Source organism: Caulobacter sp. RHG1 (genome assembly GCF_013181195.1).
Taxonomy (GTDB): domain Bacteria; phylum Pseudomonadota; class Alphaproteobacteria; order Caulobacterales; family Caulobacteraceae; genus Caulobacter.
In genome coordinates, this window is the sequence record NZ_SMZP01000010.1 from 69,081 (window position 1) to 93,792 (window position 24,712).

The window sequence follows — 24,712 nt, forward strand, 5'->3', positions numbered from 1 at the left end:
CAGGTCAACAACGTTGCGATGCGGGCGCTTGAGCCTATGTTGCGGGCCGATGTCAGACCCCGCCCCAGCAGACGCGCCCGCTTCCGACTCCTCTAGCCGCGCCCTGTTGCGGGAACGTGACTTCCTGCTGTTCCTGGTGGCGCGGTTCTGCTCGACCGTGGGCGTGCAGATCCAGTCGGTGGCGCTGGGCTGGCAGGTCTATGCGATCGCCCGCCTGACCCACTCGGTCGGCGAGTCGGCCTTCCTGGTCAGCATGATCGGCCTGGCCCAATTCATCCCGTTGTTGCTGCTGACCCTGATCGCCGGCGAGACGGCCGACCGGCTCACCCGCAAGCGGATCATCGCCGTCAGCCTGACCCTGGACGCGATCAGCGCCGGCGTGCTGCTGGTGCTGGCCCTGTCGGGTTCGCATCATCTGTGGCCGATCTTCGCCATCTCGGTGATGTTCGGAGCCAGCCGCGCCTTCCTGTCGCCGGCCAGCAGCGCCATGGGGCCCATGCTGGTGCCGCGCGCCCTGCTGCCGCGCGCCATCGCCTGGAACTCACTGGCCTGGCAGGGCGGGGCCATCGCCGGCCCGGCCCTGGGCGGCCTGCTGCTGATTCACTCGCCGGGCCTGGCCTTCGGCGGTTCGGTGACCCTCTACCTGCTGGCCGCGACGCTGGCGCTGCTGGTGCGCCATTCGACCAAGCCCGAACGCCAGGACGGCTCGCGCGTCGAGCTGATCAAGGAGGGCTTGGCCTATGTCTGGAACAACAAGATCGTCTTCGGCTCCATCTCGCTAGACCTGTTCGCAGTGATCCTGGGCGGGGCCACCGCCCTGCTGCCGGTCTTCGCCAAGGACGTGTTGCACATCGGTCCGGGCGGCTTTGGCCTGCTGCGCGCGTCTCCCGCGATCGGCGCGGCGCTGGTCGGCATCTACCTGGCCAGCAACCCGATCCGCCGCCATGCAGGCCACATCATGTTTGCGGGTGTGGCGGTGTTCGGCCTGGCCACCGTGGTGTTCGGCCTGTCGAAGCTGCAGTGGCTGTCGGTCGGGGCCCTGGCTGTGCTGGGCGGAGCTGACATGCTGTCCGTTTATGTCCGCCAGACCCTGGTCCAGATCGTCACCCCCGACGCCATGCGCGGCCGCGTCGCCGCCGTCTCGGGCGTGTTCATCAGCGCGTCCAACGAGCTGGGCGAGGTCGAGAGCGGCGCGGTCGCCTGGCTGCTGGGGCCGGTCGGCGCAGCGGTGTTCGGCGGCGTCGGCGCGATGGCCGTCACCGCCCTCTGGGCCTACCTCTTCCCCGACCTGCGCAAGGCCGACCGGCTGGAGTAGCTAGACGCCCGCCAGCTTGCGCAGCGCGTCGCCAGTCAGGCGGCGGGTGATCCAGTCGGTCATCGCGGCGGCCTCCAGGCTGTCGTAGAAGGCGATCGAGGGCGCGTTCCAGTCCAGAACCGACCATTCCAGGCGGCCAAGGTTCTCGGCGACGCAGCGCTGGGCCAGATTGGCCAGCAGCGCCTTGCCCGCGCCCGAACCACGCGCCGACGGCCGCACGAACAGATCCTCCAGATAGATCCCGTGCCGGCCGACGAAGGTCGAGTAGTTGTAGAACCACAGCGCGAAGCCCACCGGCTGGCCGTCGATCTCGGCGATGTCGGCGAAGGCGCGCGGGTTGTCGCCAAAGAGCGCACCGGCGGTGTCGGCCTCGCTGGCGTCCACTTCATGCAGCAGCTTTTCATACTCGGCCAGATCGCGGATGAACTGGTGGATGAGGCTCGCATCGGCGGGCGTGGCGGCGCGGACTGAAACGGACATGGCGGTCTCTTCGGACTATCTGGACTTCTTGGTCGAGCAGCTGGCGCCGCTAGGGCGGATCACCACGCGCCGGATGTTCGGCGGCGCCGGGATCTACGCCAACGGCCTGTTCTTCGCCCTCATTGCCGATGACGTGCTCTATCTCAAGGGCGATGAGACCCTGAAGGCAGAGTTCGAGGCGGCCGGCGCCCAGATCTTCGACCCGTTCGGCGACGGCAAGACCCTGAACTACTGGTCCGCCCCGGCCGAGGCGCTGGACGACCAGGAGATCCTGATCGACTGGGCCCGCAAGTCGCTGGAGGTCGCCGCGCGCAAGAAGCGCTAGCGCTTTCTCAGGAGCTCGAACCCAACCACCGCGAAGCCGCCGATGAAGGTCCACTTGGCCAGGTGCGCGAGCGTCCCGCCGTCCTTCACGACCAGACCTGCGAGGCCGACCGCCAGCGCGGCGATCCACAGCGCCGCCGCCAGCCGGAACGTCTTGGCCTTCAAGAGATCGACGGCCCACAGCACCATGCCGATCGACCAGGCGCTGGAGGCGATCATGTACGAGGCCTCGCCGAAAATCCTGGCCTCGGAGGTGCGCACCAGCATTACGCCCAGCAGGGCCAGGACGAAGCCGGCCAGAGCCAGCCGCCCGGTCGACTTCGCCGTCGCCGCCCTCAGACCCAGCATGCCGATCACCAGCAGCAGGTCGATGAGCACATAGACCAGATGCGGCCACGGCTGGGTGAGACGCGGGTAGATGACGAACGGCGCGGCGACGTCGATCGCCGCGCCGGCCAGGGTCGCGACCCCAGCCAGGCGCAGGGTGGAGCGGCTTTCCATCAGGCGCCCGTCACCTTGATCGAATAGTCCCACAGCCGGTCGGCCGCTTCGGGGTCCAGAGCATGGGGCATCACCCCGACCCAAGAATGCTCCTTGGTCCACGGGACGGCCTGGTTGCAGTCCTCGAGATAGAGCCCGCCAACGCCCTCCAGTTCGTTGCCGACCGCGGCCCAGACGCTGGTCGACGCGCCCTGCTCGGTGGTCTTGAAGCCGTCGCGGACGTTGCCGTCGTCGTCGATCCAGCCCAGCGCCTTCTGCTCCTCGATCGGTAGATGGCGCTGCAGCGGGGTCATGATGCCGCCGGGCATGACGGCGTTGGCGTTGACGCCCTGGTCCTTGAAGCGCTGCTCGAAGCCGACCGCGAACAGGCTGTTGGCGGTCTTGGCCTGACCGTAGGCTTCCCACTTTTCGTAGGGCCGGCTCTCGTAGTTCGGATCGTCGAAGTTCACGCCCGAGCGGCGATGGCCGATCGACGACAGCGACACCAGCCGCGAGCGCTTCCCGCTGGCCTTGGCGCCGGCGACCAGGTTCGGAGCCAGCAGCACCGACAGCAGGAAGTGGCCCAGATGGTTGGTGCCGAACTGCATCTCAAAGCCGTCGGCAGTGCGCATCAGCGGGCTGGCCATGACGCCGGCGTTGTTGATCAGCAGGTCGATCGGCCGCTCGCCCCAGCGGTTGGCGAAGTGACGCACGGCCTCCAGGCTGGAGAGGTCCAACATGCCGAAGCTGACGCGCTTGGAGCCGACCTCTTCGTTGATCTGGTTGGCGACCTCTTCGCCCAGCTCAGGCTTGCGGGCGGCGATGATCACTTCGGCGCCAGCCAAGGCGAGCGCGCGGGCGGTCTCGACGCCGATGCCGGTGGCCGCGCCGGTGACGATGGCCGTTCGGCCCGACAGGTCGTGGCCCTGGGCCACCTCGCGCGCCGTCGTCTTCGCCCCAAAGGGCGAGGTGATCCGTTCAGCCATGGCGATCCTCCCAGATCGTTTTTGTTATGGCGGCGAGCTTAGCCCACCTTCGAGAAATCCGGCGGCCGGCGCTCCATGAAGGCCATGAAGGCCTCGCGGGCTTCGGCGGTCTTGAGGCGCTCGCCGAACAGCGCGCCTTCGGTGTCCATCAGTTCGGCGATCTTTTCGGCGTCGCGCATCAGGCGCTTGGTCGTGGTCAGGGCGCCCAGCGGACGCGTCGCCAGCCGGTCGGCCGCCTCGCGCGCCCGGGCCCGCAGGTCGCCGGCCTCGGCCGCGCCGTTGGCGATCCCCCAGGCCACCGCGGTGGCGCCGTCGATCGCCTCGCCCAAGGCGAACATGGCGTAGGCGCGGGCGTGGCCGATCCGGGCCGGCAGCAGCCAGCTGGAGGCAGCCTCCGGCACCAGGGCCAGATTGACGAACGGCACGGTCAGGCGCGCATCCGGCGTCACATAGACGAGATCGCAGTGCAGCAGCATGGTCGTGCCGACGCCCACGGCCTGGCCGTGGACGGCGGCGACCAGCGGTCGGGTGGCGTGGGCCAGGGCCTTCAGGAACCGCCCCACATGCCGCTCTTCGGTGAAGGCCCCGGCGCCCTGGGCCGCGAAGTCCTGCAGGTCGTTGCCGGCCGTGAAGCTGTCGCCGTCGGCCTGGAAGACCACCACGCGGATCGCGGGGTCCTGCTCGGCGGCCTCCAGGCTGTCGGCCAGCACCTTGTACATGGCGTTGGAGAGCGCGTTCTTTTTCTCGGGCCGGGCCAGGGTGAGGGTCATCACGCCGGCGTCGATCTCGACCTTTACGTGCTCGGTCATTGCGCTTCTCCCTTGGGGAATTTGGTCTGCAGGCTGGCCAGCCAGCGGGCGACGACGGCGATCTCGGCGTCGGTGAAGCCGTCGATCAGGTGGGCGTTGATCCCGTCCAGGCCGGACTTGGCGGCCTGGCGGGCGTCGCGTCCCTTGTCGGTCAGGTGCAGGCGCATGGCCCGCCCGTCCTTGGGATCGGCGCGGCGCTCGACCAGCTCGGCGCGGGTCATGCGGTCGATCAGGCCGGTCATGGCCGAGGGGGCCAGATCGAGGGCGTCGGCAGCCTCGCCGATCAGCACCCCGTCCTTGTCGCCGAGATAGAACAGCACCCCCGACTGGGCGGCGGTCAGACCGCCCTTGGCCGCCATCTTGCTCTCGATCCAGCGCTGCACGCGCCGTTGGCCGGCGTTAAGCAGGAAGATCAGTCGACGGTCGGCGGGCACGGACATGCGCGCGTCAGATTATGTTTCGCACGCGAAATGTCAAACGCGCGTTTTCACGCCCGATACCAGGCCACCCCCTCACCATCGAGTTCCCGGCGGATCAGCCCCCGCCCGATCAGGCAATTCAGATGCGCCAGCGCCTCGCCGGTGGCCATGCCCAGCAGGTCCGGCCCGATCGGCCGGGCGAACAGGGCGCCGAAGGTGTCGACCACCCGCTTGGGCTCGGCCAGCTTCTTCTCCAGCCTTCCCAGGCCGCGCTCGTGACCGGAGATCAGCCCCTCGATCCGGGTGTGCAGGCCCTCGAACGGATCGTTGTGAGCCGGCAGCACCACGACCTCGTCCGGCACCACATCCCGCACCTTGGCCAGCGACCGCAGCCAATCGCTCAAGGGGTCCGCGTCCGGCTCGGTCGGAAACACCGAGACGTTGGACGAGATGCGCGGCAGCACTTGGTCGCCGGAGATCAGCAGGTTCAGCTCCGGGCACCACAGACAGGCGTGGTCGGGCGAGTGCCCCTGCCCCGTCACGACCCGCCAGGTCTTGCCGCCGATCTCGAAATCCTCGCCGTCACTGAGGCGGCGATAGCTGTCGGGCAGGGCGTAGATCGCCTTGCCGAAGCCGCCGAAACGGGCCTTGTAGTTGTCGAGGGCGTCCTCGTCCCAGCCGGCGGCGCGGAAGAACTTCACCCCGTCCTCGGGCGCTTCACGGCCGGTGTCGGCCACCAGCATCCGGCACTGGAAATACTCCAGCCGCGTCATCCAGAGCCGGCAGTCGAACTTGCGCGTCATCCAGCCGGCCAGGCCGATGTGGTCGGGATGCAGGTGGGTGACGATCACCCGAGTGATCGGCTTGCCGCCCAGGGCGCCGGCGAAGGCGTCGCGCCAGGCCTGGCTGGTCTCGCGGGTCTGCAGACCGGTGTCGACCACCGCCCAGCCCTCGCCGTCCGCGATGGCCCAGACATTGATGAACTGCAGCGAGCCGCCCAGCGGCATCCGCAGCCACAGAACGCCCGGCGCCACCTGGACCGCGTCGCCGGCCCCGACCTCCGGCGCCATCTCGAACGGATAGACCAACCGCCCCGTCTTCTTCGGCGCCTCGGTCGCCGCCGCATCTTCGAACCCGTCCCGCATTCCGTTCCCTCCCGGCCCCGCTCGTCAGGCGAAGCTTCTTGAACCAACCCATTTTTTGCCCGCAGGCGCGGTCATGTTCGCGCCTATGTCGGACGGTATCTTGACCCCCGATGCAAGCACGCGCTTATGTCCGCGCGAGGAATCCACCCAGGAGATGTGTCCCATGAAGCGTTTCGCGATCGGCCTGTCGGCCGCCCTCGCGGTCGCCATTCTCATTCCAGCCGCCGTCATTTCGGCGCCGAAAGAAGAGAAGGGCAAGCCCGCCGCCGTCGACGCCAAGTCGCGCGAAGTGGGCATGAAGGAAGCTCCGGCCCTGATCCAGGCCGCCGGTATCGCCTGCACCGTCTCGGACGCTCGCTACATCGGCGAGGACAAGAAGTCGGCCAGCAAGTACTACGAAGTCGCCTGTAACGAAGGCATGGGCTTCGCGGTTCTGGCCAAGAAGGACGCCCCGGTCCAGACCTACACCTGCCTGGAATCGAGCGCCCCGCAAGCCGACGGCAAGGCCGGCGGCCTGGCCTGCGTCCTGCCTGGCAACGCCAACCCCGGCGCGGCCCTTCAGGCCTACGCCACCAAGGCCGGCGTCAGCTGCGAAGTCGAGAACAGCCGCGCCATCGGCTCGTCGGCCAAGAACTCGTTCTTCGAAATCGCCTGTAAGGGCGGCACGGGCTACGTCCTCCAGACGGCCAACCCGATGACCCTGAACGGCGAAGTCGTCGCCAACAGCTGCCTGCTCTACGAGGAAGGCGGCAACGTCAACTGCAAGCTGACCAACCGCGAGACCCAGCTGAGCGTCGTCAACACGCTGAACGGCTCGGCCGGCACCAGCTGCACGATCAAGGACAAGCGCTACGTCCTCAGCACCAAGACCGACAACTACTACGAGGTCTCGTGCCAGGACGGTAAGGGCTACATGTACCAGCAGACGGCGTCGAACGGCGCCTTCGCCAAGGCCATTCCGTGCGCCCAGGCCGGCTTCGTCGGCGGCGGCTGCACCATGACCGACGCCGTGGCCGCCCAGACCGAACAGGCCGGCTTCTACGGCAAGCTCGCCGCCAAGGCCGGCTTCCCGTGCGACGTCGAAAAGTACGGCATGCTGCCCAGCCAGGACCCCAAGAAGGAAGTCGTCGAGCTGAAGTGCAAGAACAGCGACGTCGGCGCCATCGCCATCTTCACGGCGAACGACGGCCAGGTGTTCGACTGCATCACCGCCGAGCTGAACGGTTATCGCTGCACCTTCACCAAGAAGGACACCCAGTACGCCCGCCTGTCGGCCGACCTGGTGAAGTTCAACAAGGGTTCGTGCAAGGTCTCGGACGCCCGCATCATCGGCTCGACCGACAAGGAAGGCTTCGTCGAAGTCGCCTGCTCGGACGGTCTGCCGGGCTGGGTGCTGGCCTATCCGCTCAACGTCTCCAAGCCGGCTTCGTCGCAGTTCCTGTCCTGCGTGCAGGCCAAGGGCATCGGCGGCGGCTGCAAGCTGCCGACCAACGCGACCAAGAGCTGATCTGCTCAGCGCTTGAAATGACGAGGCCCGCCGGGAGCGATCCCGGCGGGCCTTTTCTTTTGATCCTCCCCCGCGATGCGGGGGAGGTGGCTCAGAGAGCCGGAGGGGGCCAACTCGGCCTACGTCCAGCTAGCCCCCTCAGTCGCTTCGTGACAGCTCCCCCGCAGCGCGGGGGAGCATCCAAACTACAACGCCGCCTCGATCAGGCGCGGCCCCGGCGCGGCCATGGCGCGGGCGAAGGCGTCTTCGAAGGCCTCGGCGGTCTCGGCCCGTTCAGCGGCCATGCCCATGCCGGCAGCCAGGGCCACCCAGTCGATGCGCGGGTCGCCCAGGTCCAGTAGCTTCGAGGCCGCAGGACCGGGATTGCCCGCCCCGGTGCGACCCAGCTCGATGCCCAGGATGCGATAGGCGTGGTTGGCGAACACCACGACCGTGACGTCCAATTGCTCGCGGACCAGGGTCCACAGCCCCTGCACCGTGTACATCCCCGCCCCGTCGCCGGTCAGGGCCAGCACCTTGCGGTCGGGACAGGCCACGGCCGCGCCGATCGCCGCCGGAACGCCCTGGCCGATCGCGCCGCCGGTCAGCGACAGCCAGTCGTGGGCGCGGGCCGCGCGGGTCTGGGTGAAGATCGGCAGCCCCGCCGTCACCGCATCGTCCGAGACCACGGCATCGGCTGGCATGTGCCGGGCGATTGAGGCGCCGATGGCCCAGGCGTCCAGGCGGCCCGTCGGCGCATCGATCTGGGCGTAGGTCTCGCGTGGTCCCGTCTCTGGCGCGCCGACGGCATCGGCCAGGGCGATCAGCGCCGCCTCGGCGTCGACCTCGCGGCCGCACAAGGTCTCAACCGAGCAACCCTCCGGAACCAGCACGCTGGGCCGGTCGGGATAGGCGAAGAAGGCCACCGGCCGCTGGGTCGAGACCAGCACCATCAGATCGACGCCCTCCAGGTCCTGCAGGGCCAGCTCGGCGAAGTACGGCAGCTTGTCGGGTCGGAAGCGGCCCTCGCCCCGCGCCTGGCGGGACGTGAAGGTGTCGGTGAGCACGCGCACGCCGTGGGCCGACAGGCGGCCGGCCGCGGCCAGCGCCGCCTCGCCGCAGGCGCCCGACCCCAGCAGCAGCACCGGCTTCTTGGCGAAGGACAACGCCTTGGCCACAGCCTCGACGGCGGCCGGATCAGGCTGGACGAAGGCTGGCGGGGTGACCACCGGCCCCTTCACGGTCGCCTCGTTCCAGGCGCTGTCGGCCGGGAGGATCAGGCTGGCGTTGCCGCCGGGCGCGCCGTAGCTGGCGACGATGGCCTCGGCGGCCAGCGGCCCGACGCTGTCGGCGCTCTCGGCCGACTTGACCCACAGCGAGTTGGGCGCGGCCAGGGCGGCGATGTCGCTGTTCAGCGGCGCGTCGAAGCCGCGGTGATAGGTGGCATGGTCGCCAATGACATTGACCACCGGCGTGAAGGCGCGGCGAGCATTGTGCAGATTGGCCGCCCCGTTGGCGTAGCCAGGCCCCAGGTGCAGCAGGGTGCAGGCGGGCTTGCCGGCCATCCGCCCGTAGCCGTCGGCCGCGCCGGTCGCCACGCCTTCGAACAGGCACAGCACCGAGCGCATGCGCGGCTCGCGGTCCAGGGCCGAGACGAACTGCATCTCGCTGGTGCCGGGATTGGCGAAGCAGGCTGTGACCCCGTTGTCGGCCAGGGTGGTGATCAGGGCGTCCGCGCCGTTCATGCCGTCCTCCATTTTGTTATGCCCTTGGTGTCCGACATTTCGGCAGGCCCCTCAACACGATTGCGTCCGGCGCGAACCTCGTCGCAATCTCAAGAAAAAGTTGGGGGAAACGGTTCATGCAAGGAATGAGCGCGATCGCGCGCGGGACGCTTGTCGCGTCGATAATCGCCGGCGTCAGCTATGTGGCGACCTGGACCTGGGACCTGCCAGCAGTGGTGGAGACGGCCTGGAAGGGCGCGGGCGTCGCCTTGCTGGCGGTCCATGCCGCCTTGCGCGCCCGAAACCTCGACGGCTGGCTTCTGGTCGCGGTCATGGCGCTGGGCGCGGGCGGCGACATCCTGCTGGAAACCCACGGCCTGACGATCGGAGCGGTGTCATTCCTTCTGGGCCACCTGACGGCCACGGGCCTCTACTTGCGGCATCGCGGGACCGGTACGCGGCTGCAGCTGCTGCTGATCCCGGTGGTGGCGATCGTCTCCTATCTGCTGCCGGCAGATCGCGCCGCCGCGCCGGGCGTAGCGCTTTATGGCCTGATCCTGGCAGTGATGGCGGCGACGGCGCTGATGAGCCGCTTCTCCCGCAAGATGGTCGGGCTTGGGGCGCTGATGTTCGTCGCCTCCGATCTCCTGATCTTCGCGCGACTGGGATCGCTGCCCGACACCTTCGCCACCGGGCTGGCGGTCTGGGGCCTCTACTATTTCGGCCAGCTGCTGATCTGCCTGGGCGTGGTGCGAGGTCCCGAGCCTAGAACCGCATGACCCCGGCGTCGGGGCGCTCGGCGAACAGCCGCGCCAGCTCGGCCGGACGCCGATCGCGAGCCAGGGCCTGGTTGATATAGCCCTTGTCGGTCAGCTCGCCGCTGGCCGCGTCGGGCGCGCCATCCAGGATCAGGGCGCGTAGCACCCTGCCGCCGCCGCCCATGGCTCCTGCGTTCAGCTGCGAGAGCCCCTCGATGATCGCGGCCCTGACCGCACCTTTATCGCCCAGCCGCTCGCAGGCCTTGGCGTCAAGGAACAGCATCAGCCCGACACCGTCCTGGCCCTCGCCGCAGACCACCGCGTCCGAGATCAGCCCGCCGATCGCCGACACCGCCGCCACCCGCAGCGCCCCAGCCGCCACGAAGGTCCCGCTGGCGAGCTTGAAGTTCTCCACGAGGCGCCCGTCGAAGACGAGGCCCGCCGCCGGGTCCTCCGGATCAGCCAGCCGCGCCGCATCGCCCAGCCGGTAGAAGCTGTCCTCGTCGAAGGCCTGGGCCGTGGCTTCCGGCTGATCCAGATAGCCGGGAGAGACCTGCGGTCCCTTCACCCGGATCTCGAACTTGCCGCCCTCCCCGGCCGGGACCAGCTTCACCGAGGTCCCGGGCGTCGGCAGGCCGACCATGCCCGAACGGGCGTTGATCCAATGGATGTTGCAGGCCGTCGGCCCGGTCTCGGTCGCGCCATAGCCGGCCGCGAAGGTGATCCGCTGACCGATCGTGCGCACCGCCACGGCCTGGACGCGATCCAGGATCGACTGGGCCATGGATGCGCCGCCGTACTGCAGCACCCGCACTACCTCGAAGAACTTGGCCGCCAGGACCTCGTCGCGTTCCAGCTCGCCGACCAGCATGCCCCAGCCGGCTGGGACCATGTTGTGATAGGTCGTGGCCACCTCGCGCAGGTTGCGGACAGTCTCGGCGAACTTGCCTGGCACGGGCTGGCCAGCGTCGATGTACAGGGTCCCGCCTCGGTGCAGGACCATGTGCAGGATGGCGTTTGCCCCCAGGCTGTGGCTCCAGGGCGCGGAATTGACCAGCACCGGCGGATCCGGATCGGCGTAGCAGCCCTGGATCTGACAAGCGTTGAGCGCGATGTTGTCGTGGGTGCAGACCACCGCCTTGGGCTTGCCCGTCGAACCCGAGGTGAGCAGCAGCTTGGCGATGTCGTCGGATTGGGCGACGGGCTCGACGGGGGCGCTGTTCAGCAGGTCGTCGAAGGCGACATCGCCCGGCCGCGCATTGCGGCTGACCACCACCGGCAAACCGGCCAGGAACGGCGCCGCCAGCGCCTCGCCGAACGCCTCGGCGTCGTCGGCATAGACCGCGGCGGGCTTCAGGCGCTCCACGGCATGCTCCAGCCGGGTCAGATCCGCGCCCTTCAGCCCGTACTGCGGCGAGACCGGCGCGACCGGCATGCCCAGGCCCATGGCGGCATAGGCGATCAGGGCGTGGTCGATCCCATTGCGGGCCAGGATCAGCAGCGGCTGGCCACGCGACAGGCCAAGACCTTTCAGCCCCCCGGCCAAAGCCGCGACCTGCTCAGCCGCCCTGGCATAGGTCACCGTCCGCCAGCCCTCGCCATCCCGCTCCGCCAGCCAGATGCGCTCCGGCGCCTCGGCCGCCCAGCGCGCCAGCGGCGCCGTCGTCGTCCGCATGGTGGCGGCGTAGGGCATGGGATTGCGCAGGATCAGCGTCTCGCCCTGTCGCTCGACGTCCAGCGCACGAGGCGCGTAGCGGGCGTCACGAAACGGGGCGTCGATGGATGCGTTCATGCCCGACTATCCCGCGTCGGATCACAGCGTTCAATCTGGTCTCGACTTTTTCGCCAAGGCCTGTCGAATCCGGGCCGGCTCGCGCGTCTCTCCCTTCGAAAGCGCCGCGAGGACCGCGGGCTCGCCTGGAGACGACATCGTGCAATACATGCTGCTGATCTACGAGGACGAGAGCCTCTATCAAGACGACAGCCCCGACCTGGAAGCGGTCATCGCCGCCCACCAGGCCCTGGCCGCCGAGCTGGCCGAGCAAGGGATTCTGCGGGGCGGCGATGGCCTGAAGACCTCCGACACCGCCACCACTGTGCGCAAGACCGCCGACGGTCACGCCCTGCACGACGGCCCCTATGCCGAGGCCCGCGAGCAGCTGGGCGGCTTCTACCAGATCGAGGTCCCCGACCTGGACGCGGCCTTGGCCATCGCCAAGCGGATTCCTCTGCTGCGCGACGGCGCGGTCGAGGTGCGGCCCGTGATGGAGATGGATTGAACACGCTAGACCAAACGGCGCGGGAGGCCGGCGGGCGCATCGTCGCCGCCTTGGCCACGGCCTTCCGCGACCTGGATCTGGCCGAAGAGGCCTATGCCGAGGCCTGCGCGCGGGCCGCCGCCGTCTGGCCGACAGCCCCACCGCTCGACCCAGCGGCTTGGCTCTACGCCACGGCGCGGCGGCACGCCCTGGATATAATCCGTAAACGGAATATCAGGCAAAAGCTAACGCTCGATGCGCCCGAACCGGAGCCCTCAGTCGAGGACATTCTGGTCTCGGACGCCCGCCTGATCCCCGACGAGCGGCTGCGGCTGATCTTCGTCTGCTGCCATCCCGCCGTCGCGCCCGAGGCCCGCGCGGCCCTGACCCTGCGGCTGGTCTGCGGACTTTCCGTGCAGGAGATCGCCCGCGCCTTCCTGGTCGCCGAACCGGCCATGTTCCAGCGCCTGACCCGCGCCAAGAAGAAGATCGCGCAGGCCGGGGTGTCGTTCGAGGTCCCTGGTCCCGACGCCTGGCCCGAGCGGCTATCGGCGGTGCTGTCGACCCTGGAGGTCGCCTATGCCCGCGCTCACGAGGACGCCGCGGGGCTTGGTCCACACGCCGGCTATGGCCGCGAGATGCTGGACCTGACCACGGCGCTGGCCGACCTGCTGCCGACCGAGCCCGAGTGCCTGGCCTTCGCCGCCCTGGTCCGCTTCGCCGAGGCCCGCCGGCCAGCGCGGCTGGACGCCGAGGGGGCGATGGTCCCTCTCTCGGAGCAGGATCCCGCCCGCTGGAACAAGCCGCTGATCCGCGAAGGCGAGGCTCTGCTAAGGGCGGCCGCGCGGCTGAACCGTTCCGGTCCCCGCCAACTGCGCGCGGCGCTGCAGGGCGTGTGGTGCGTCCGCCGATCCTTGGCCGAACCACCGCCCTGGTCGGCGGCCCTGGCGCTGTACGACCTGCTGCTGGCCTGGCGCGAGGACCCATTTGTGAGGATCAACCGCGCCGTAGTGCTGGCGCAGATCGCTGGACCAGCCACAGCCCTGGCCGAGATCGAGGCGCTGGACGCCCCCCGGCTGGCCGATTTCCAGCCCTTCCACGCCGTGCGCGCCGACCTCCTAGCGCGTCTGGGACGGCGGGGGGAGGCGCTTCTGGCCTATGATCGCGCTCTGGATCTGGCGCCCGGACCAGCCGAGCGCCTTTGGCTGATCCGTAGGCGGAGCGAACTTTAGCCCGCCAGGGTCTCCAGGAAGCGCACCGGCTCGCCACGGCCCTCGGCGACGATCTCGTCGTCGCGCATGACCACGATGCCGCGCACGATGGTCGCCACCGGCCAGGCCTTGGCCTCGAAGCCGTCGAACGGAGTCCAGCCGGCGCGATTGGCCATCTGCTCGTGGGTGATGACTTTGCGGGCCTTCATGTCGACGATCGTGAAGTCGGCGTCGAAGCCCTCGGCCAGGCGGCCCTTGTCGGCCAGGCCGAACACCCGGTTCACGCCATGGCTGGTCAGGTCGACGAAGCGCTCGAGGCTGAGCTTGCCGTCCACCACGTGGGTCAGCATCACCGGCACCAGGGTCTGGACCCCGGGCATGCCCGAGGGCGAGGCCGGATAGGGCCGAGCCTTCTCCTCGCGGGTGTGCGGGGCGTGGTCCGAGCCCAGCACGTCGGCGATGCCGGCCTCGATGCCGCGCCAGACGCCAGCCACATGGTCGGCGGTGCGGATCGGCGGGTTCATCTGAGCGAAGCCCTTCAGGCGCTCGTAGGCCTCGGGCGCCACCAGGGTCAGGTGCTGCGGCGTGACCTCGACCGAGGCGACGTCCTTGTTCTGGGCCAGGAAGTCGATCTCTTCCTTGGTGGTGACGTGCAGCACATGGATGCGCTTGCCCAGGTTCTTGGCGATGCGGACCAGGCGGTGGGTCGATTGCAGGGCGGCCTGGGCGTCGCGCACCTCGGGGTGGCTGGTCCAGTCGCCAGGGCGCGCCAGATGGCGGCGGTCGGCCAGACGGTATTCGTCTTCCGAGTGGAAGGCCGCGCGGCGGTTGACGTGGCGCAGCACATTCTCGACGCCCTCGTCGTCCTGCACCAGCAGGGTGCCGGTCGAGGCGCCCATGAACACCTTGATGCCGCAGCAGCCCGGCAGGCGCTCCAGCTCGCCCAGGAACTTGGCGTTCTCGTGGGTGCCGCCGACATAGAAGGCGTGGTCGGTGTGCATGCGGTTCTTGGCGCGCGAGAGCTTGTCGGCCAGGGCGTCCGGATCGGTCGTCGTCGGCTCGGTGTTGGGCATCTCGAACACGGCGACCACGCCGCCCAGGGCCGCGCCGCGCGAGCCGCTTTCCAGGTCTTCCTTCCACTCCAGGCCCGGCTCGCGGAAGTGGACCTGGCTGTCGATCACGCCCGGCAGCACCGTCAGGCCCGAGGCGTCGAAGATCTCACCCGCGCTGGCCTGGCTCAGGTCGCCGATAGCGACGATCTTGCCGCCGCGCACGCCGATGTCGGCGAGACCGCGACCCGCGTGGTTCACCACCTCGCCGCCACGCACGATCAGGTCGAAGGTCTGGGTCATGGGAGGCTCCTGCGAATGGATTTCAGCGGGTCTAGGAGCCCTGTTCCCACCCCGCAACCATTATCCGCTCATCCCGCCCCCGGGTCGCGCTAAAGCGCGCGCCCGAGGATAAACTCCAGCGGGGACCCATGCAGAGTTTGCGGGATCAACCGAGCTTAAGCGTCTCGCTCAGCTTGGGTCCCCGCTTGCGCGGGGATGAGCGATTGAGGGGCTTCATGTTCTTCAGCCAACGCTTCCTCGACGGCCTCCTCCTGAGCGGACGGTTCCTCAGCAACGATGAGGTGTTCCGGCGCGATGTCCTCGGCCGGCGGAGCCTCTTCAACGCCTGCGTCTTCCTCGGCGATCGCCGCCTCGACAACGGCGGCCTGCGCCGAGACGTCGGCAGGGATGGTGCGGGCCAGCAAGGCCTTGGCTTCGCGGACGACCTTGGCCACCGGCAGGTCGCTCATGTGGCGGATGGCCTGGGAGAGGTCCGGGTCGATGGCCAGGAACTGGTCAAAGGTGCGCGGGCCACGAATCGCCGCCGTATGCTCGCCCCAGGGCGCGTAGCGGCGCTCGTCCGACGGGCCGAACAGGCCCAGGGTCGGCGTTCCGGCGGCGGCGGCGATGTGCATCAGGCCCGAGTCGTTGCCGATGAACGTCCGCGCCCGCCGCAGGCAGGCATAGGCGGTCAGGAGATCCACCTTCCCAGTCAGGTCGATGCAGCGGCCGCGCGCGGTGGCCATGCGCAGCTCCTCGACCATGCGCTGGTCTTCCGGACCGCCCAGGATCAGCAGCCGACCGCCGGCCATCGGGCCGTCCTTGTCCAGCAGCTGACCGGCGGTCTGGATGAAGCGCTCGATCGGCCAGACCTTGCCGATCCAGTTCGAGGCCGGCCCCACGGCCAGGATCGGGCCGCCTTCACCGAGCAGGCCGTCGGCCAGGGCCTGGACCTCGGGGGTGATGTAGAGGTGCGGGGCCGGCGGGTCGCCTTCCAGCTTCAGGGTGCGGGCCGCGTCGATGACCTTGTGCACCGGTTCGCCGGGAGTCTTCTTCCAGATCGCCCGCTTCTCGCGGCGCAGGAAGAGGGCCGTGCCGCTGCCGCGCAGGTCGACGACTAGGCCCCACTTTTTACGGCGGACCTGGTTCCAGAGCTTGAACCAGTGGCCCTTGCCCTTGCCCTTCTCCATCACGATCACGCGGTCCAGGCCCGGCACGTGGGCGAACAACGGCGCGGCCAACGGGCCGGCGACGATGGTGAAGCGCGCGTTGGGTATTTGATCTGAGAGAAGCTTGATCAGGCCGGACGACAGCACCGCATCGCCGATGCGGGTGGCCGTGATGAAGAGAATCGGGAAGGCCCGCTGTGTCATCGGTCCATCTATAGATGCGTCTTCGAGTCGACGCATCCCACGTTAACGGTTGAGCTTTCCGAGTTTTTGAGGACTGGCGCGACCGTCACCTCGGCGCCACATGTGCGACATGACCACGCTTACCGTCGCCCCCCTGCTGTCCCGCGCCGTCATCGCCGTGTCCGGACCGGACTGGAAGAGCTTCCTGCAAGGGCTGCTGACCCAGGATGTCGAGACCATCCAGCCCGGCGAGCTGCGCTTCGCGGCGCTGCTGACCCCGCAGGGCAAGGTGCTCTACGACCTGTTCGTGGCGGGTACGGAAGACGGCGCCCTGCTGGACGTGGCGGCCGAGCATCGGGCGACGATCCTGATGCGGCTGACCATGTACCGCCTGCGAGCCAAGGTGACGCTTGAGGCCGTCGATACACCGGTATTCGCGGCATGGGGCGGCGACATCGCGGGCTTGTACATCGACCCCCGCCTGCCGGGCCTGGGCGCGCGGGCCTATGGCGAGCGCGGCGCCAATGCCGACGAAGACGCCTACGAGGCCCACCGCCTGGCTCTCGGCGCGCCAGGGCCGGCCGACTGGGGCAGCGAGGCGACCTATCCGATCGAGGCCAATTACGACCTCCTGGCCGGCATCGACTTCAAGAAGGGCTGTTTCGTCGGCCAGGAGACGACCAGCCGCATGAAACGGCGCGGCACGATCAAGAACCGCATGCTGCCCATCGCCTTCAACGGCCCCGCGCCGGCCTTCGGGACCGAAGTGCTGGCCGGGACCTTGCGGGCCGGCGAGGTGTTGAGCGGCCGCGACGGCCGGGCCATGGCCCTGCTGCGCCTGGACCGCATCGAGGGCGCGGCGCTGACCGTGGACGGACGGCCTGTGACCGTCGAGCGCCCGGACTGGCTCGCCTAGGGGGCTTTCGTTCCCGAAAAGTTCTGGTAGCGTCGCCGCATGACCGAACCGACACGCTGCACCTGGTATGGCATGAACGGCAACCCGTTCTACGAGGCCTATCACGACCACGAATGGGGCGTGCCCGAGTGGGACAGCCGCGCCCTCTGGGAGAAGTTAGTGCTGGACGGCTTCCAGGCCGGGCTGTCGTGGATCACCATCCTGAAGAAGCGCGAGGCCTTCCGCGAGGCGTTCGCCAACTTCGATCCGGAGATCGTCGCACGCTTTGGCGACGAAGACCGCGCCCGGCTGATGGCCGACGCCGGTATCATCCGCTCCAACGCCAAGATCGACGCGGCCATCTCGGGCGCGCGGATCTATCTGGACATGCGCGAGCGCGGCGAGGACTTCTCGAAATTTCTGTGGGACATGGTCGGCGGCGCGCCGATCCAGAACGCCTGGCAAGCCGGCCAGGTCCCGGCCCAGACGCCGCTGGCCGTCGACATGGCCAAGGCGCTGAAAGCCAAGGGCTTCAAGTTCTGCGGGCCGGTGATCGTCTACGCCTTCATGCAGGCCACGGGCCTGGTCAACGACCACCTGACGACCTGCTTCCGCCACGAGGACTGCAAGGCCATGGCCCAAAGGGTTTAGGGCGGGCCTGGACGCCTACTTGCCCGCGGCGGCGATGGCGGCGTCGATCTCCTCCAGAGTGTGGTAGCCCGGCTCCATCTTGCGACCATTGATCTCGAAGGTGGGCGTCGCCTCCACGCCGTGGTCGCGACGGTTGCGCTCGACGCGATCGTTCAGCGCCTTGATCTGGGTCTCGTCGGCCACGCACCTGGCGAACTGGTCCTCGCTCAGCCCCGACGATTTGGCGATGTCCAGCAGGGTCTCACGCGGCGAGTAGAAGATCCCCGGCTGACTGGCGAAGATCGCGTCGTTGACGGCGAAATACTTGTCCTTGCCCGCGCAGCGCGCCAGCAGGAAACCGGCCGAGGCGACGGTGACCTCCGACGAGCCGCCGACCAGCATCTCGCGGAACACGTAACGCACCTTGCCGGTGTCGATATATTTGGCCTTGAACGCCGGATAGACGTCGGCCTGCCACTTGGCGCAAACTGGGCAGCCGACCGAGGCATATTCGACGACGGTGATCTTGGCGTTCGCATCGCCCAGCGCCATGTCGTCGGGCTGCGGGCCAGACGATCCCTTGTTGCAGGCCCCCAGACCCAGGGTCGCGACAAGAGCGGCGGCGAGGATCAGACGGCGCATTAGGGGTCTCCGGACGAACGGCGCCATCAGAGGCAGGATCACCGACAGCGTCAACCCGAACGGCGCCGCTAGGGAGCGAGCACCTTGGCCGCAGCCACCGTGCAGACCTGGCCGTCCCAAGCGCCGTCCGCCGCCCCCAGATTGATCGCCGCGAAGATCAGCCTGCCGCCTGGCGGGATGACCGCCTGCACCACCGCCGACACCGTACCGGCCTTGGCGCCGCCGCGCGTCATGCGGCAGCTCAGGCGAGGGTTGCTGATCGCCAGACCCGAGCCGTTCATCGCCACGCCGGTCAGCAGCACCGCCCCATCGCGCCCCTTGTAGGCCGTCACGCCGTCCAGAGTCAGAAAGCGTTCGGGGTGGGCGCGGACCTTGTCGCCGGCGGGCAAGCGGATAGGCGGAGCCTGAACGGGCGGCCGCGGCGCGACGGGCGGCTCGCGGTCCGCGCCCAGGAGACCGGCCAGCGCTATGGCGAGCCCACCGCCGACCAGGATCCCCGCCAGCATGGCCAGAGCCCGTCCCCGCGTGGCGAACACCGCCAGGCTGGGGCTAGGCCGGAAGACGTAGAACAGCGCCATCAGGGCGGCGCACAGCCACACCAGCAGCCCCGCGTCGATCAGCAAACGCATCGAAGATCCCCCTCGCCCGCCCGTCGGGACGAGCGCGACGGCATCTAGGGCGTCGGAGCCTTGCTGTCCAAGCCCTCGCTGGCCGCAACCCGCTGACTGACCCGCACCCAGTCGACCTCCATCGTGGCCGGCAAGGCCGTCTCGTCGATCCCCTTGGCGTTGGCGCCTTCGGGCCAGCGGCCGCCGAAGGCCAGGTTCAGGATCAGGTGGAACGGTCGGTCGAACGGCGCCGGGCCTGCCGCCTGATCCGTGCGCTTCCAGTCGGCGGCCTTGGCCTGGGCGTATTGCCGGCCATCGACGAACCAGGTGATCGCCTCGGCCGACCATTCGACGGCGTAGACATGGAAGCCATCCGCCGAAATCGGCATCGGCGTCCCGGCGCTACGCTGGCTGTGCGATCCGGCGGCGTCGCCAGCGAAGTGGATCGTCCCGAACACCCGGTTCTCGCGTCCGCCCTCGCAGTCGCCGCACGGCGCGTCCAGGTTCACCGCCTCCAGGATGTCGATCTCGCCCGAGCGCGGCCAGCCGCCATAGGTCCCGAAGTCCGGCATCATCCAGATCGCCGGCCAGACGCCCTGGCCGCCGGGGATCCTGGCGCGGGCCTCGATGCGGCCATAGAGCCAGCTGGCCCGCCCCTGGGTCAGGATCTTGCCCGAGGCGTAGTCGCCGGTCTTCATCGGCCCGGTCGGCCCGGCCCAAGGATTGGCCAGGCCCGTGGTCTTGCGCTTGATCGCCGTCAGCTTCAGCACGCCGCCGCCGACCGACACCGTCTCGGGACTGACGTCGTAGCACTGCCGCTCGTCATTGCCCCCGCCACCGCAGTCGGCCGCGTAGCTCCACTTGGTCTCGTCGAGTTGGTCGCCGTCGAACTCGTCGGACCAGACAAGCGTCCAGTCCTCCTTCACGTCCTGAGCGTGGACAGGCCCAGCAAGGACGGCGATGGCCAGAGCCAGGGCGGCGGTCGATCGGATCATGGGCGCGACCCTAGGCGAGGACGCCGCACATTCCCATCCCGTGCGAACCAGCCTAAACACCGGCCCATGCGCACCGGGCCCGACATGATGCTGGAACTGGCCTGCGGACCGGGACCGGTCTGCGGGGTGGACGAGGCCGGACGCGGTCCCTGGGCTGGCCCCGTCAGCGCCGGCGCGGTGATCCTGGATCCCGACCGCGTACCCAAGGGCCTGAACGACTCCAAGAAGCTGACCGCCAAGGCCCGCGCGGCCCTGGAGGAGGAGATCAAGGCCGTCGCCATCGCGTGGGGCGTGGGCATGGCCTCGATCGAGGAGATCGAGCAGCTCAACATCCTGCACGCCGCGGGCTTGGCCATGTGCCGGGCGATCGACGGCCTGTCGGTGACGCCGGCCATCGCGCTGGTGGATGGAAACTACGCCTTCAAGCTGCCCTGCCCGATCAAGACCGTGGTCAAGGGCGACAGCCTGTCGTGCTCGATCGCAGCGGCCTCGATCCTGGCCAAGGAAGCCCGCGACCGGATCATGGTCGAGATGGACGCGGTCTATCCCGGCTACGGCTTCGCCGGCCACAAGGGCTATCACGCCCCGATCCATGTCGAGGGCCTGCGCAAACTGGGTCCGTCGCCGATCCATCGCCTGGGCTGGGCGCCGGTCAAGGCCGCGCTGGCCGAAAAGAGCCTAGACGCCTGATCGCGCTGAGGTTTTGAGTCTAATCAGACTCAAACGGTAAGGTTAATCCGCCGCTAACCACGTCTCTACACACCGCGTTTACCAGCAAGACTCATGATTCCACTCTCTTTCTTAGGGACGTGGACCATGAAGTTCGGGCCGGAAACCATCATCCTGGGCGACTGCATCGAGCAGATGAACGCCCTGCCGGAGAAGTCGGTCGACCTGATCTTCGCCGATCCGCCCTACAATCTTCAGCTGGGCGGCGACCTGCTGCGTCCCGACAATTCCAAGGTCGACGCGGTCGACGACCACTGGGACCAGTTCGAGAGCTTCGCCGCCTACGACAAGTTCACCCGCGAGTGGCTGAAGGCCGCCCGCCGCGTCCTGAAGGACGACGGCGCGATCTGGGTGATCGGCAGCTATCACAACATCTTCCGCGTCGGCGTGGCCGTGCAGGACCTGGGCTTCTGGATCCTCAACGACATCGTCTGGCGCAAGTCCAACCCGATGCCCAACTTCAAGGGCACCCGCTTCGCCAATGCTCACGAGACCCTGATCTGGGCCTCGAAGAGCCAGAACGCCAAGCGCTACACCTTCAACTACGACGCCCTGAAGATGGCCAATGACGAGGTGCAGATGCGCTCGGACTGGACCATCCCGCTGTGCACCGGCGAGGAGCGCATCAAGGGCGCCGACGGTAACAAGGCCCACCCGACCCAGAAGCCGGAAGCCCTGCTCTATCGGGTGATCCTGTCGACGACCAAGCCGGGCGACGTGATCCTGGATCCGTTCTTCGGCGTCGGCACCACCGGCGCGGCCGCCAAGCGCCTTGGCCGCAAATTCATCGGCATCGAGCGCGAGGCCGAATATGTCGACCACGCCAAGGCCCGCATCGCCAAGGTCGTGCCGATCGCGCCGGAAGACCTGGACATCATGGGCAGCAAGCGCGCCGAGCCGCGCGTCCCGTTCGGCACCATCGTCGAGAGCGGCCTGCTGAGCCCCGGCGACACCCTCTACTGCGCCAAGGGCAACCACGCGGCCAAGGTGCGCCCGGACGGCTCGATCACGGTCGGCGACCTGTCGGGCTCGATCCACAAGATCGGCGCCCTGGTCCAATCGGCCCCGGCCTGCAACGGCTGGACCTACTGGCACTTCAAGACGGACGCCGGCCTGGCGCCGATCGACGTCCTGCGTGCGCAGGTCCGTGCGGGAATGAACTAACTAGGCCGGATAGGCCTCCACCGTGACGTGGCTGAGCTCGTGGACGCGGGCCAGCCGCTCGCGGACCGCTTGGGCGGGGGCTGCGCCAAGATAGCTGACGATCGCGCCATAGGCGCCGGGGCCCAGCCGCCAGACGTGCAGGTCGGTGATCGTCGCATCGCCCGGCCCCTCGACCTCCTCGCGAACCTCGGCCTCCAGGTGGCGGTCGGTGGCGTCTAGCAGCACGCCGGCCGTGTCGCGGATCAGGCTCCAGGCCCAGGTCGCGATCACCACCGCGCCGACGACGCCCATCACCGGGTCCAGCCAGGTCCAGCCCAGGAAGCGGCCAGCCAGCAGCGCGGCGATGGCCAGCACCGAGGTCAGGGCGTCGGCCAGCACGTGGACGAAGGCCGCGCGCAGGTTGTTGTCCTGATGGTGATGATGACCGTGGTCATGGTGGTGATCATGGCCATGGCCGTGATGATGATGCCCACCGCCCAGCAGCAGGGCGCTGACCAGATTCACGACCAGACCGATCACCGCCACCAGGGTCGCCTGGCCGAAGGCCACCGGACGTGGGTCCAGCAGCCGACCCACGGACTCCCAGGCGATGCCGATCGCCACGACCGCCAGCACCAGGGCCGAGGCGAATCCCGCCAGATCGCCGACCTTGCCCGTGCCGAAGGTGTAGCGGCCACTGCGAGCGTGCTTGCGGGCGAAGGCGTAGGCGAACGCCGCGACGGCCAGGGCGCCGGCGTGGGTGGCCATGTGGAAGCCGTCGGCCAGCAGGGCCATCGAGTTGTAGACCACGCCGGCGACGATCTCGCCGACCATCATCACCGCGGTCAGGGCCACCACCAGCAGGGTGCGGCGGGTGTTGTCGTCATGCCCCGCGCCCAGGAACACGTGCTCGTGGGTCAGGGTCTTGATGTCGTCGTCCAGGGGCATCGGTCGGCCTATTTCGCGTAGCGGCGGATGGCCGCCATCAATTCCTCAGCGCCCTGGGCGCGGGCGGCGTCGGACAGTCCCGGAGCGGCGACGTGCTCACGCAGGTGAGACTCCAGGATCTCGTCCATCAGGCCGTTCACCGCGCCCCGCACGGCCGCCACCTGCTGCAGGACCGAGGCGCAGTCGGCCTCGCCGTCGATCGCCCGCTCCACCGCGGACAGCTGACCCGAGATCCGCCGCACGCGGGACATCAGGGCCTGGTCATTCTTCAAGTGCGCCATACTATACCCCCCTATAGTATCTAACTAGACATGGCTAGGCGGATCAGATCAGCCGATCGGCCGCCCGCGCCGCTTTCAGGAACACGCTGGGCAGCGCGCCAAGGCCGGCACGGGGCGTCCAGACGAAGTCGCCGTCGCCCCGGGCCATGAACACCCTCAGCGTCAGGGAGAAATGGGTGAAGACGTGCTCGACCGCGCCAAGGTCACGCCAGGGCGCGGCAATGGGACCTGCGACGGCGGCTTCGGCGTCGGAGAATGGTTCGGACCGCCAGTCGCTGGTCGGCAGGCCCAGCATTCCACCCAGCAGGCCTTTCGGCGGACGACGGACCAGGGCCATCTCGTCGCCGCGGGTCAGGACATAGGCCACGCCGTAGCGCCGCGGGCGGTCGGCCTTCTTGGTTTTCCTCGGATAGGTCTCGGGCGCGCCGCCAGCGCGCGCGTCGCACCAGGCCTCGACCGGGCAGCGATCGCACAGCGGCGACTTCGGCTTGCAGATCGTGGCGCCCAGATCCATCAACGCCTGGGCCCAGTCGCCGGGCCGATCGCCGGTGACCAATTCAGCGGCCAAAGCCTTCAGCTCAGGCTTGGCGTCTGGCATCGGCGCCTCGACTGCGAACAGCCGCGACATCACCCGCTCGACATTGCCGTCGACGACATTGGCGGCGCGGTCGAAGGCGATCGCGGCTACGGCGGCGGCGGTGTAGGCCCCGACGCCCGGCAGAGCGCGCAAACCGTCCTCGGTGTCCGGAAAGACCCCGCCATGCTCGCCCGCCACGGCGCGGGCGCAGGCCAGAAGGTTGCGGGCCCGGGCGTAGTAGCCCAGCCCCGCCCAGGCGGCCATCAACTCGCCGTCCTCCACGGCCGCCAGGTCAGAGACCGTCGGCCAGCGCTCGGTGAAGCCCAGGAAATAGGGCGTGGCGTGCGGCACGGTGGTCTGCTGCAGCATCACCTCCGACAACCAGACGCGATAGGGATCGCTGCGCACGCCCGCGCGGCGGTCGCCGGGCGAGGTCCGCCAGGCCAGGGTGCGCGCCTGGGCGTCATACCAGGCGAGCAAAGCAGAACGGAGGGCGTCGCGGTCTTTCATCACCCCTCGCCTACCCCGAAGGCCGGGCGTCGTGCTAGCCTTCTGGACATGCGCCGCCCCTTGCCCACGCCGGAAGAAGCCCTTGCGATCCTGCGCAGGAAGCGGACACGGCCGCAGTTCCGCTCGCCGCCTCCCGCCGGCAAGAACCTGGCGCCGCTGCTGAAGTCGCTGGAAGAGAAGTACGGCAAGGGCCCGGCCGCCCTGCAGGCCCGCTGGCGCGAGATCGTCGGCGACACCCTGGCCCGCCGCACAGAACCCGTCCGGATCATCAAGGGTCGCAACGGTGACGGCGGGGCGCTGGAGCTGCGCGTCGACGGCCCGGTGGCCTCGCTGATCCAGCACCAGGCGCCGCAGATCACCGCCCGCCTGGACATGCTGCTGGGCAAGGGCGTCGTCACTCGCCTGCGCATCGTCCAAGGCCCCGTGAAGGCGCCCGCCGCGCCGGTCGCCCAGCGCCCGCGCCGCAAGCCGCCGCTGGACGCGGCGCTGGAAAAGCAGCTCTCCGACAGCCTGGCCGAGCAGCCCGACGGCGACTTGAAACAGGCCCTGCTGAAGCTCGGACGCGGCGTCCTGGCCTCGGAGCGCTGAACGGCTCCGCAACCCCGCCTGCAACCATTGACAAGCGTCCCGCCGTGAAGCTCATGCGCTGTCACGGTTTGGGCTCTTTTCGCGCGAT

Annotated in this window: 27 protein-coding genes; 11 read left to right on the forward strand and 16 right to left on the reverse strand. The window is 68.9% G+C overall.

What is annotated here, in order from left to right; all coding sequences use genetic code 11:
* The first annotated feature begins 49 nt into the window (after positions 1-49).
* Positions 50-1,315, forward strand: coding sequence for an MFS transporter (locus tag E1H18_RS23820; RefSeq protein WP_172273889.1), 1,266 nt, complete (start codon positions 50-52; stop codon positions 1,313-1,315).
* Here the strand turns inward: E1H18_RS23820 and E1H18_RS23825 are convergent, their stop codons facing one another.
* A complete protein-coding gene (locus E1H18_RS23825) occupies positions 1,316-1,795 on the reverse strand; it encodes a GNAT family N-acetyltransferase (RefSeq protein WP_172273892.1) in 480 nt (159 codons plus the stop codon). It lies immediately after the preceding gene.
* On the opposite strand from E1H18_RS23825, the gene E1H18_RS23830 reads away from it, so the two are divergent.
* Complete coding sequence (locus E1H18_RS23830) at positions 1,794-2,120, forward strand: TfoX/Sxy family protein (RefSeq protein WP_172273895.1); 327 nt, start codon at positions 1,794-1,796, stop codon at positions 2,118-2,120. The genes E1H18_RS23825 and E1H18_RS23830 overlap by 2 nt on opposite strands.
* On the opposite strand, the gene E1H18_RS23835 is transcribed toward E1H18_RS23830, so the two are convergent.
* Genes E1H18_RS23835 through E1H18_RS23855 form a run of 5 tightly spaced genes read right to left on the reverse strand, consistent with a single transcriptional unit; the run spans position 2,117 to position 5,958 of the window.
* The gene (locus tag E1H18_RS23835; RefSeq protein WP_172273898.1) at positions 2,117-2,620 is read right to left on the reverse strand and encodes a hypothetical protein; all 504 of its coding nucleotides are present in this window, start codon (positions 2,618-2,620) and stop codon (positions 2,117-2,119) included. The two genes, E1H18_RS23830 and E1H18_RS23835, sit on opposite strands and share 4 nt — an antisense overlap.
* On the reverse strand, positions 2,620-3,585 hold the full coding sequence (locus tag E1H18_RS23840; protein ID WP_172273901.1) for an SDR family NAD(P)-dependent oxidoreductase: 966 nt from the start codon (positions 3,583-3,585) through the stop codon (positions 2,620-2,622). Before E1H18_RS23840 ends, E1H18_RS23835 begins: the two co-directional genes overlap by 1 nt.
* Before the next feature lie 38 nt (positions 3,586-3,623).
* Positions 3,624-4,394, reverse strand: coding sequence for an enoyl-CoA hydratase (locus E1H18_RS23845; protein WP_172273904.1), 771 nt, complete (start codon positions 4,392-4,394; stop codon positions 3,624-3,626).
* A complete protein-coding gene (locus E1H18_RS23850) occupies positions 4,391-4,834 on the reverse strand; it encodes a MarR family winged helix-turn-helix transcriptional regulator (RefSeq protein WP_172273907.1) in 444 nt (147 codons plus the stop codon). Before E1H18_RS23850 ends, E1H18_RS23845 begins: the two co-directional genes overlap by 4 nt.
* Before the next feature lie 47 nt (positions 4,835-4,881).
* Positions 4,882-5,958, reverse strand: a complete 1,077-nt coding sequence (locus E1H18_RS23855; protein WP_172273910.1) for an MBL fold metallo-hydrolase — start codon at positions 5,956-5,958, stop codon at positions 4,882-4,884.
* Positions 5,959-6,112: 154 nt separating this feature from the next.
* Between E1H18_RS23855 and E1H18_RS23860 the strand changes: the two genes are divergently transcribed.
* A complete protein-coding gene (locus tag E1H18_RS23860) occupies positions 6,113-7,465 on the forward strand; it encodes a hypothetical protein (protein ID WP_172273913.1) in 1,353 nt (450 codons plus the stop codon).
* A 185-nt stretch (positions 7,466-7,650) separates the two neighbouring features.
* Here the strand turns inward: E1H18_RS23860 and E1H18_RS23865 are convergent, their stop codons facing one another.
* Positions 7,651-9,189 (reverse strand): acetolactate synthase large subunit, encoded by a 1,539-nt coding sequence (locus E1H18_RS23865; RefSeq protein ID WP_172273916.1) that lies wholly within the window; start codon positions 9,187-9,189, stop codon positions 7,651-7,653.
* Positions 9,190-9,305: 116 nt separating this feature from the next.
* Here E1H18_RS23865 and E1H18_RS23870 point away from each other — a divergent pair, with 116 nt between their 5' ends.
* Complete coding sequence (locus E1H18_RS23870; RefSeq protein ID WP_172273919.1) at positions 9,306-9,947, forward strand: lysoplasmalogenase; 642 nt, start codon at positions 9,306-9,308, stop codon at positions 9,945-9,947.
* On the opposite strand, the gene E1H18_RS23875 is transcribed toward E1H18_RS23870, so the two are convergent.
* The gene (locus E1H18_RS23875) at positions 9,934-11,718 is read right to left on the reverse strand and encodes a feruloyl-CoA synthase (protein ID WP_172273922.1); all 1,785 of its coding nucleotides are present in this window, start codon (positions 11,716-11,718) and stop codon (positions 9,934-9,936) included. The two genes, E1H18_RS23870 and E1H18_RS23875, sit on opposite strands and share 14 nt — an antisense overlap.
* Positions 11,719-11,866: 148 nt before the next feature.
* Here E1H18_RS23875 and E1H18_RS23880 point away from each other — a divergent pair, with 148 nt between their 5' ends.
* Complete coding sequence (locus E1H18_RS23880) at positions 11,867-12,205, forward strand: YciI family protein (RefSeq protein WP_194248187.1); 339 nt, start codon at positions 11,867-11,869, stop codon at positions 12,203-12,205.
* A complete protein-coding gene (locus tag E1H18_RS23885) occupies positions 12,202-13,416 on the forward strand; it encodes an RNA polymerase sigma factor (RefSeq protein WP_172273930.1) in 1,215 nt (404 codons plus the stop codon). The genes E1H18_RS23880 and E1H18_RS23885 overlap by 4 nt, the downstream gene beginning before the upstream one ends.
* Here E1H18_RS23885 and E1H18_RS23890 read toward each other — a convergent pair.
* Positions 13,413-14,747: a dihydroorotase gene (locus E1H18_RS23890; protein WP_172273933.1), complete on the reverse strand. Its 1,335-nt coding sequence runs from the start codon at positions 14,745-14,747 to the stop codon at positions 13,413-13,415. The genes E1H18_RS23885 and E1H18_RS23890 overlap by 4 nt on opposite strands.
* 155 nt (positions 14,748-14,902) lie before the next feature.
* Positions 14,903-16,099, reverse strand: a complete 1,197-nt coding sequence (locus E1H18_RS23895; RefSeq protein ID WP_172273936.1) for a glycosyltransferase family 9 protein — start codon at positions 16,097-16,099, stop codon at positions 14,903-14,905.
* A 109-nt stretch (positions 16,100-16,208) separates the two neighbouring features.
* On the opposite strand from E1H18_RS23895, the gene E1H18_RS23900 reads away from it, so the two are divergent.
* Together E1H18_RS23900 and E1H18_RS23905 are read left to right on the forward strand one after the other, a co-directional pair.
* Positions 16,209-16,994: a folate-binding protein YgfZ gene (locus E1H18_RS23900; protein WP_172273939.1), complete on the forward strand. Its 786-nt coding sequence runs from the start codon at positions 16,209-16,211 to the stop codon at positions 16,992-16,994.
* Between the two features lie 39 nt (positions 16,995-17,033).
* Positions 17,034-17,624, forward strand: coding sequence for a DNA-3-methyladenine glycosylase I (locus tag E1H18_RS23905; protein ID WP_172273942.1), 591 nt, complete (start codon positions 17,034-17,036; stop codon positions 17,622-17,624).
* 15 nt (positions 17,625-17,639) lie between these two features.
* On the opposite strand, the gene E1H18_RS23910 is transcribed toward E1H18_RS23905, so the two are convergent.
* The 3 genes from E1H18_RS23910 to E1H18_RS23920 all read right to left on the reverse strand — a co-directional run bounded on the left by E1H18_RS23910 (position 17,640) and on the right by E1H18_RS23920 (position 19,848).
* Positions 17,640-18,245, reverse strand: a complete 606-nt coding sequence (locus tag E1H18_RS23910; protein WP_172273945.1) for a thioredoxin domain-containing protein — start codon at positions 18,243-18,245, stop codon at positions 17,640-17,642.
* Positions 18,246-18,313: 68 nt separating this feature from the next.
* A complete protein-coding gene (locus tag E1H18_RS23915; protein WP_172273948.1) occupies positions 18,314-18,874 on the reverse strand; it encodes a hypothetical protein in 561 nt (186 codons plus the stop codon).
* 44 nt (positions 18,875-18,918) lie between these two features.
* Positions 18,919-19,848 carry a glycoside hydrolase family 16 protein gene (locus E1H18_RS23920; RefSeq protein WP_172273951.1) on the reverse strand — a complete coding sequence of 310 codons (930 nt, stop codon included), beginning with the start codon at positions 19,846-19,848 and terminating at the stop codon, positions 18,919-18,921.
* Positions 19,849-19,914: 66 nt separating this feature from the next.
* Here E1H18_RS23920 and E1H18_RS23925 point away from each other — a divergent pair, with 66 nt between their 5' ends.
* Entirely contained in the window at positions 19,915-20,538 is a 624-nt protein-coding gene (locus tag E1H18_RS23925; RefSeq protein ID WP_172273954.1) for a ribonuclease HII, read from the forward strand.
* A gap of 126 nt (positions 20,539-20,664) precedes the next feature.
* The gene (gene ccrM / locus E1H18_RS23930) at positions 20,665-21,741 is read left to right on the forward strand and encodes an adenine-specific DNA-methyltransferase CcrM (protein WP_172273957.1); all 1,077 of its coding nucleotides are present in this window, start codon (positions 20,665-20,667) and stop codon (positions 21,739-21,741) included.
* On the opposite strand, the gene dmeF is transcribed toward ccrM, so the two are convergent.
* From dmeF to mutY, 3 genes are read right to left on the reverse strand one after another with little or no spacing between them, the layout of a single operon-like run.
* Positions 21,742-22,668 carry a CDF family Co(II)/Ni(II) efflux transporter DmeF gene (dmeF, locus tag E1H18_RS23935; protein WP_172273960.1) on the reverse strand — a complete coding sequence of 309 codons (927 nt, stop codon included), beginning with the start codon at positions 22,666-22,668 and terminating at the stop codon, positions 21,742-21,744. It abuts the gene before it with no gap.
* Between the two features lie 8 nt (positions 22,669-22,676).
* Entirely contained in the window at positions 22,677-22,949 is a 273-nt protein-coding gene (locus E1H18_RS23940; RefSeq protein ID WP_172273963.1) for a metal/formaldehyde-sensitive transcriptional repressor, read from the reverse strand.
* 43 nt (positions 22,950-22,992) lie between these two features.
* Positions 22,993-24,036 (reverse strand): A/G-specific adenine glycosylase, encoded by a 1,044-nt coding sequence (mutY, locus tag E1H18_RS23945; RefSeq protein WP_172273966.1) that lies wholly within the window; start codon positions 24,034-24,036, stop codon positions 22,993-22,995.
* 48 nt (positions 24,037-24,084) lie between these two features.
* Between mutY and E1H18_RS23950 the strand changes: the two genes are divergently transcribed.
* The gene (locus tag E1H18_RS23950; RefSeq protein ID WP_172273969.1) at positions 24,085-24,624 is read left to right on the forward strand and encodes a DUF721 domain-containing protein; all 540 of its coding nucleotides are present in this window, start codon (positions 24,085-24,087) and stop codon (positions 24,622-24,624) included.
* Positions 24,625-24,712: the final 88 nt, after the last annotated feature.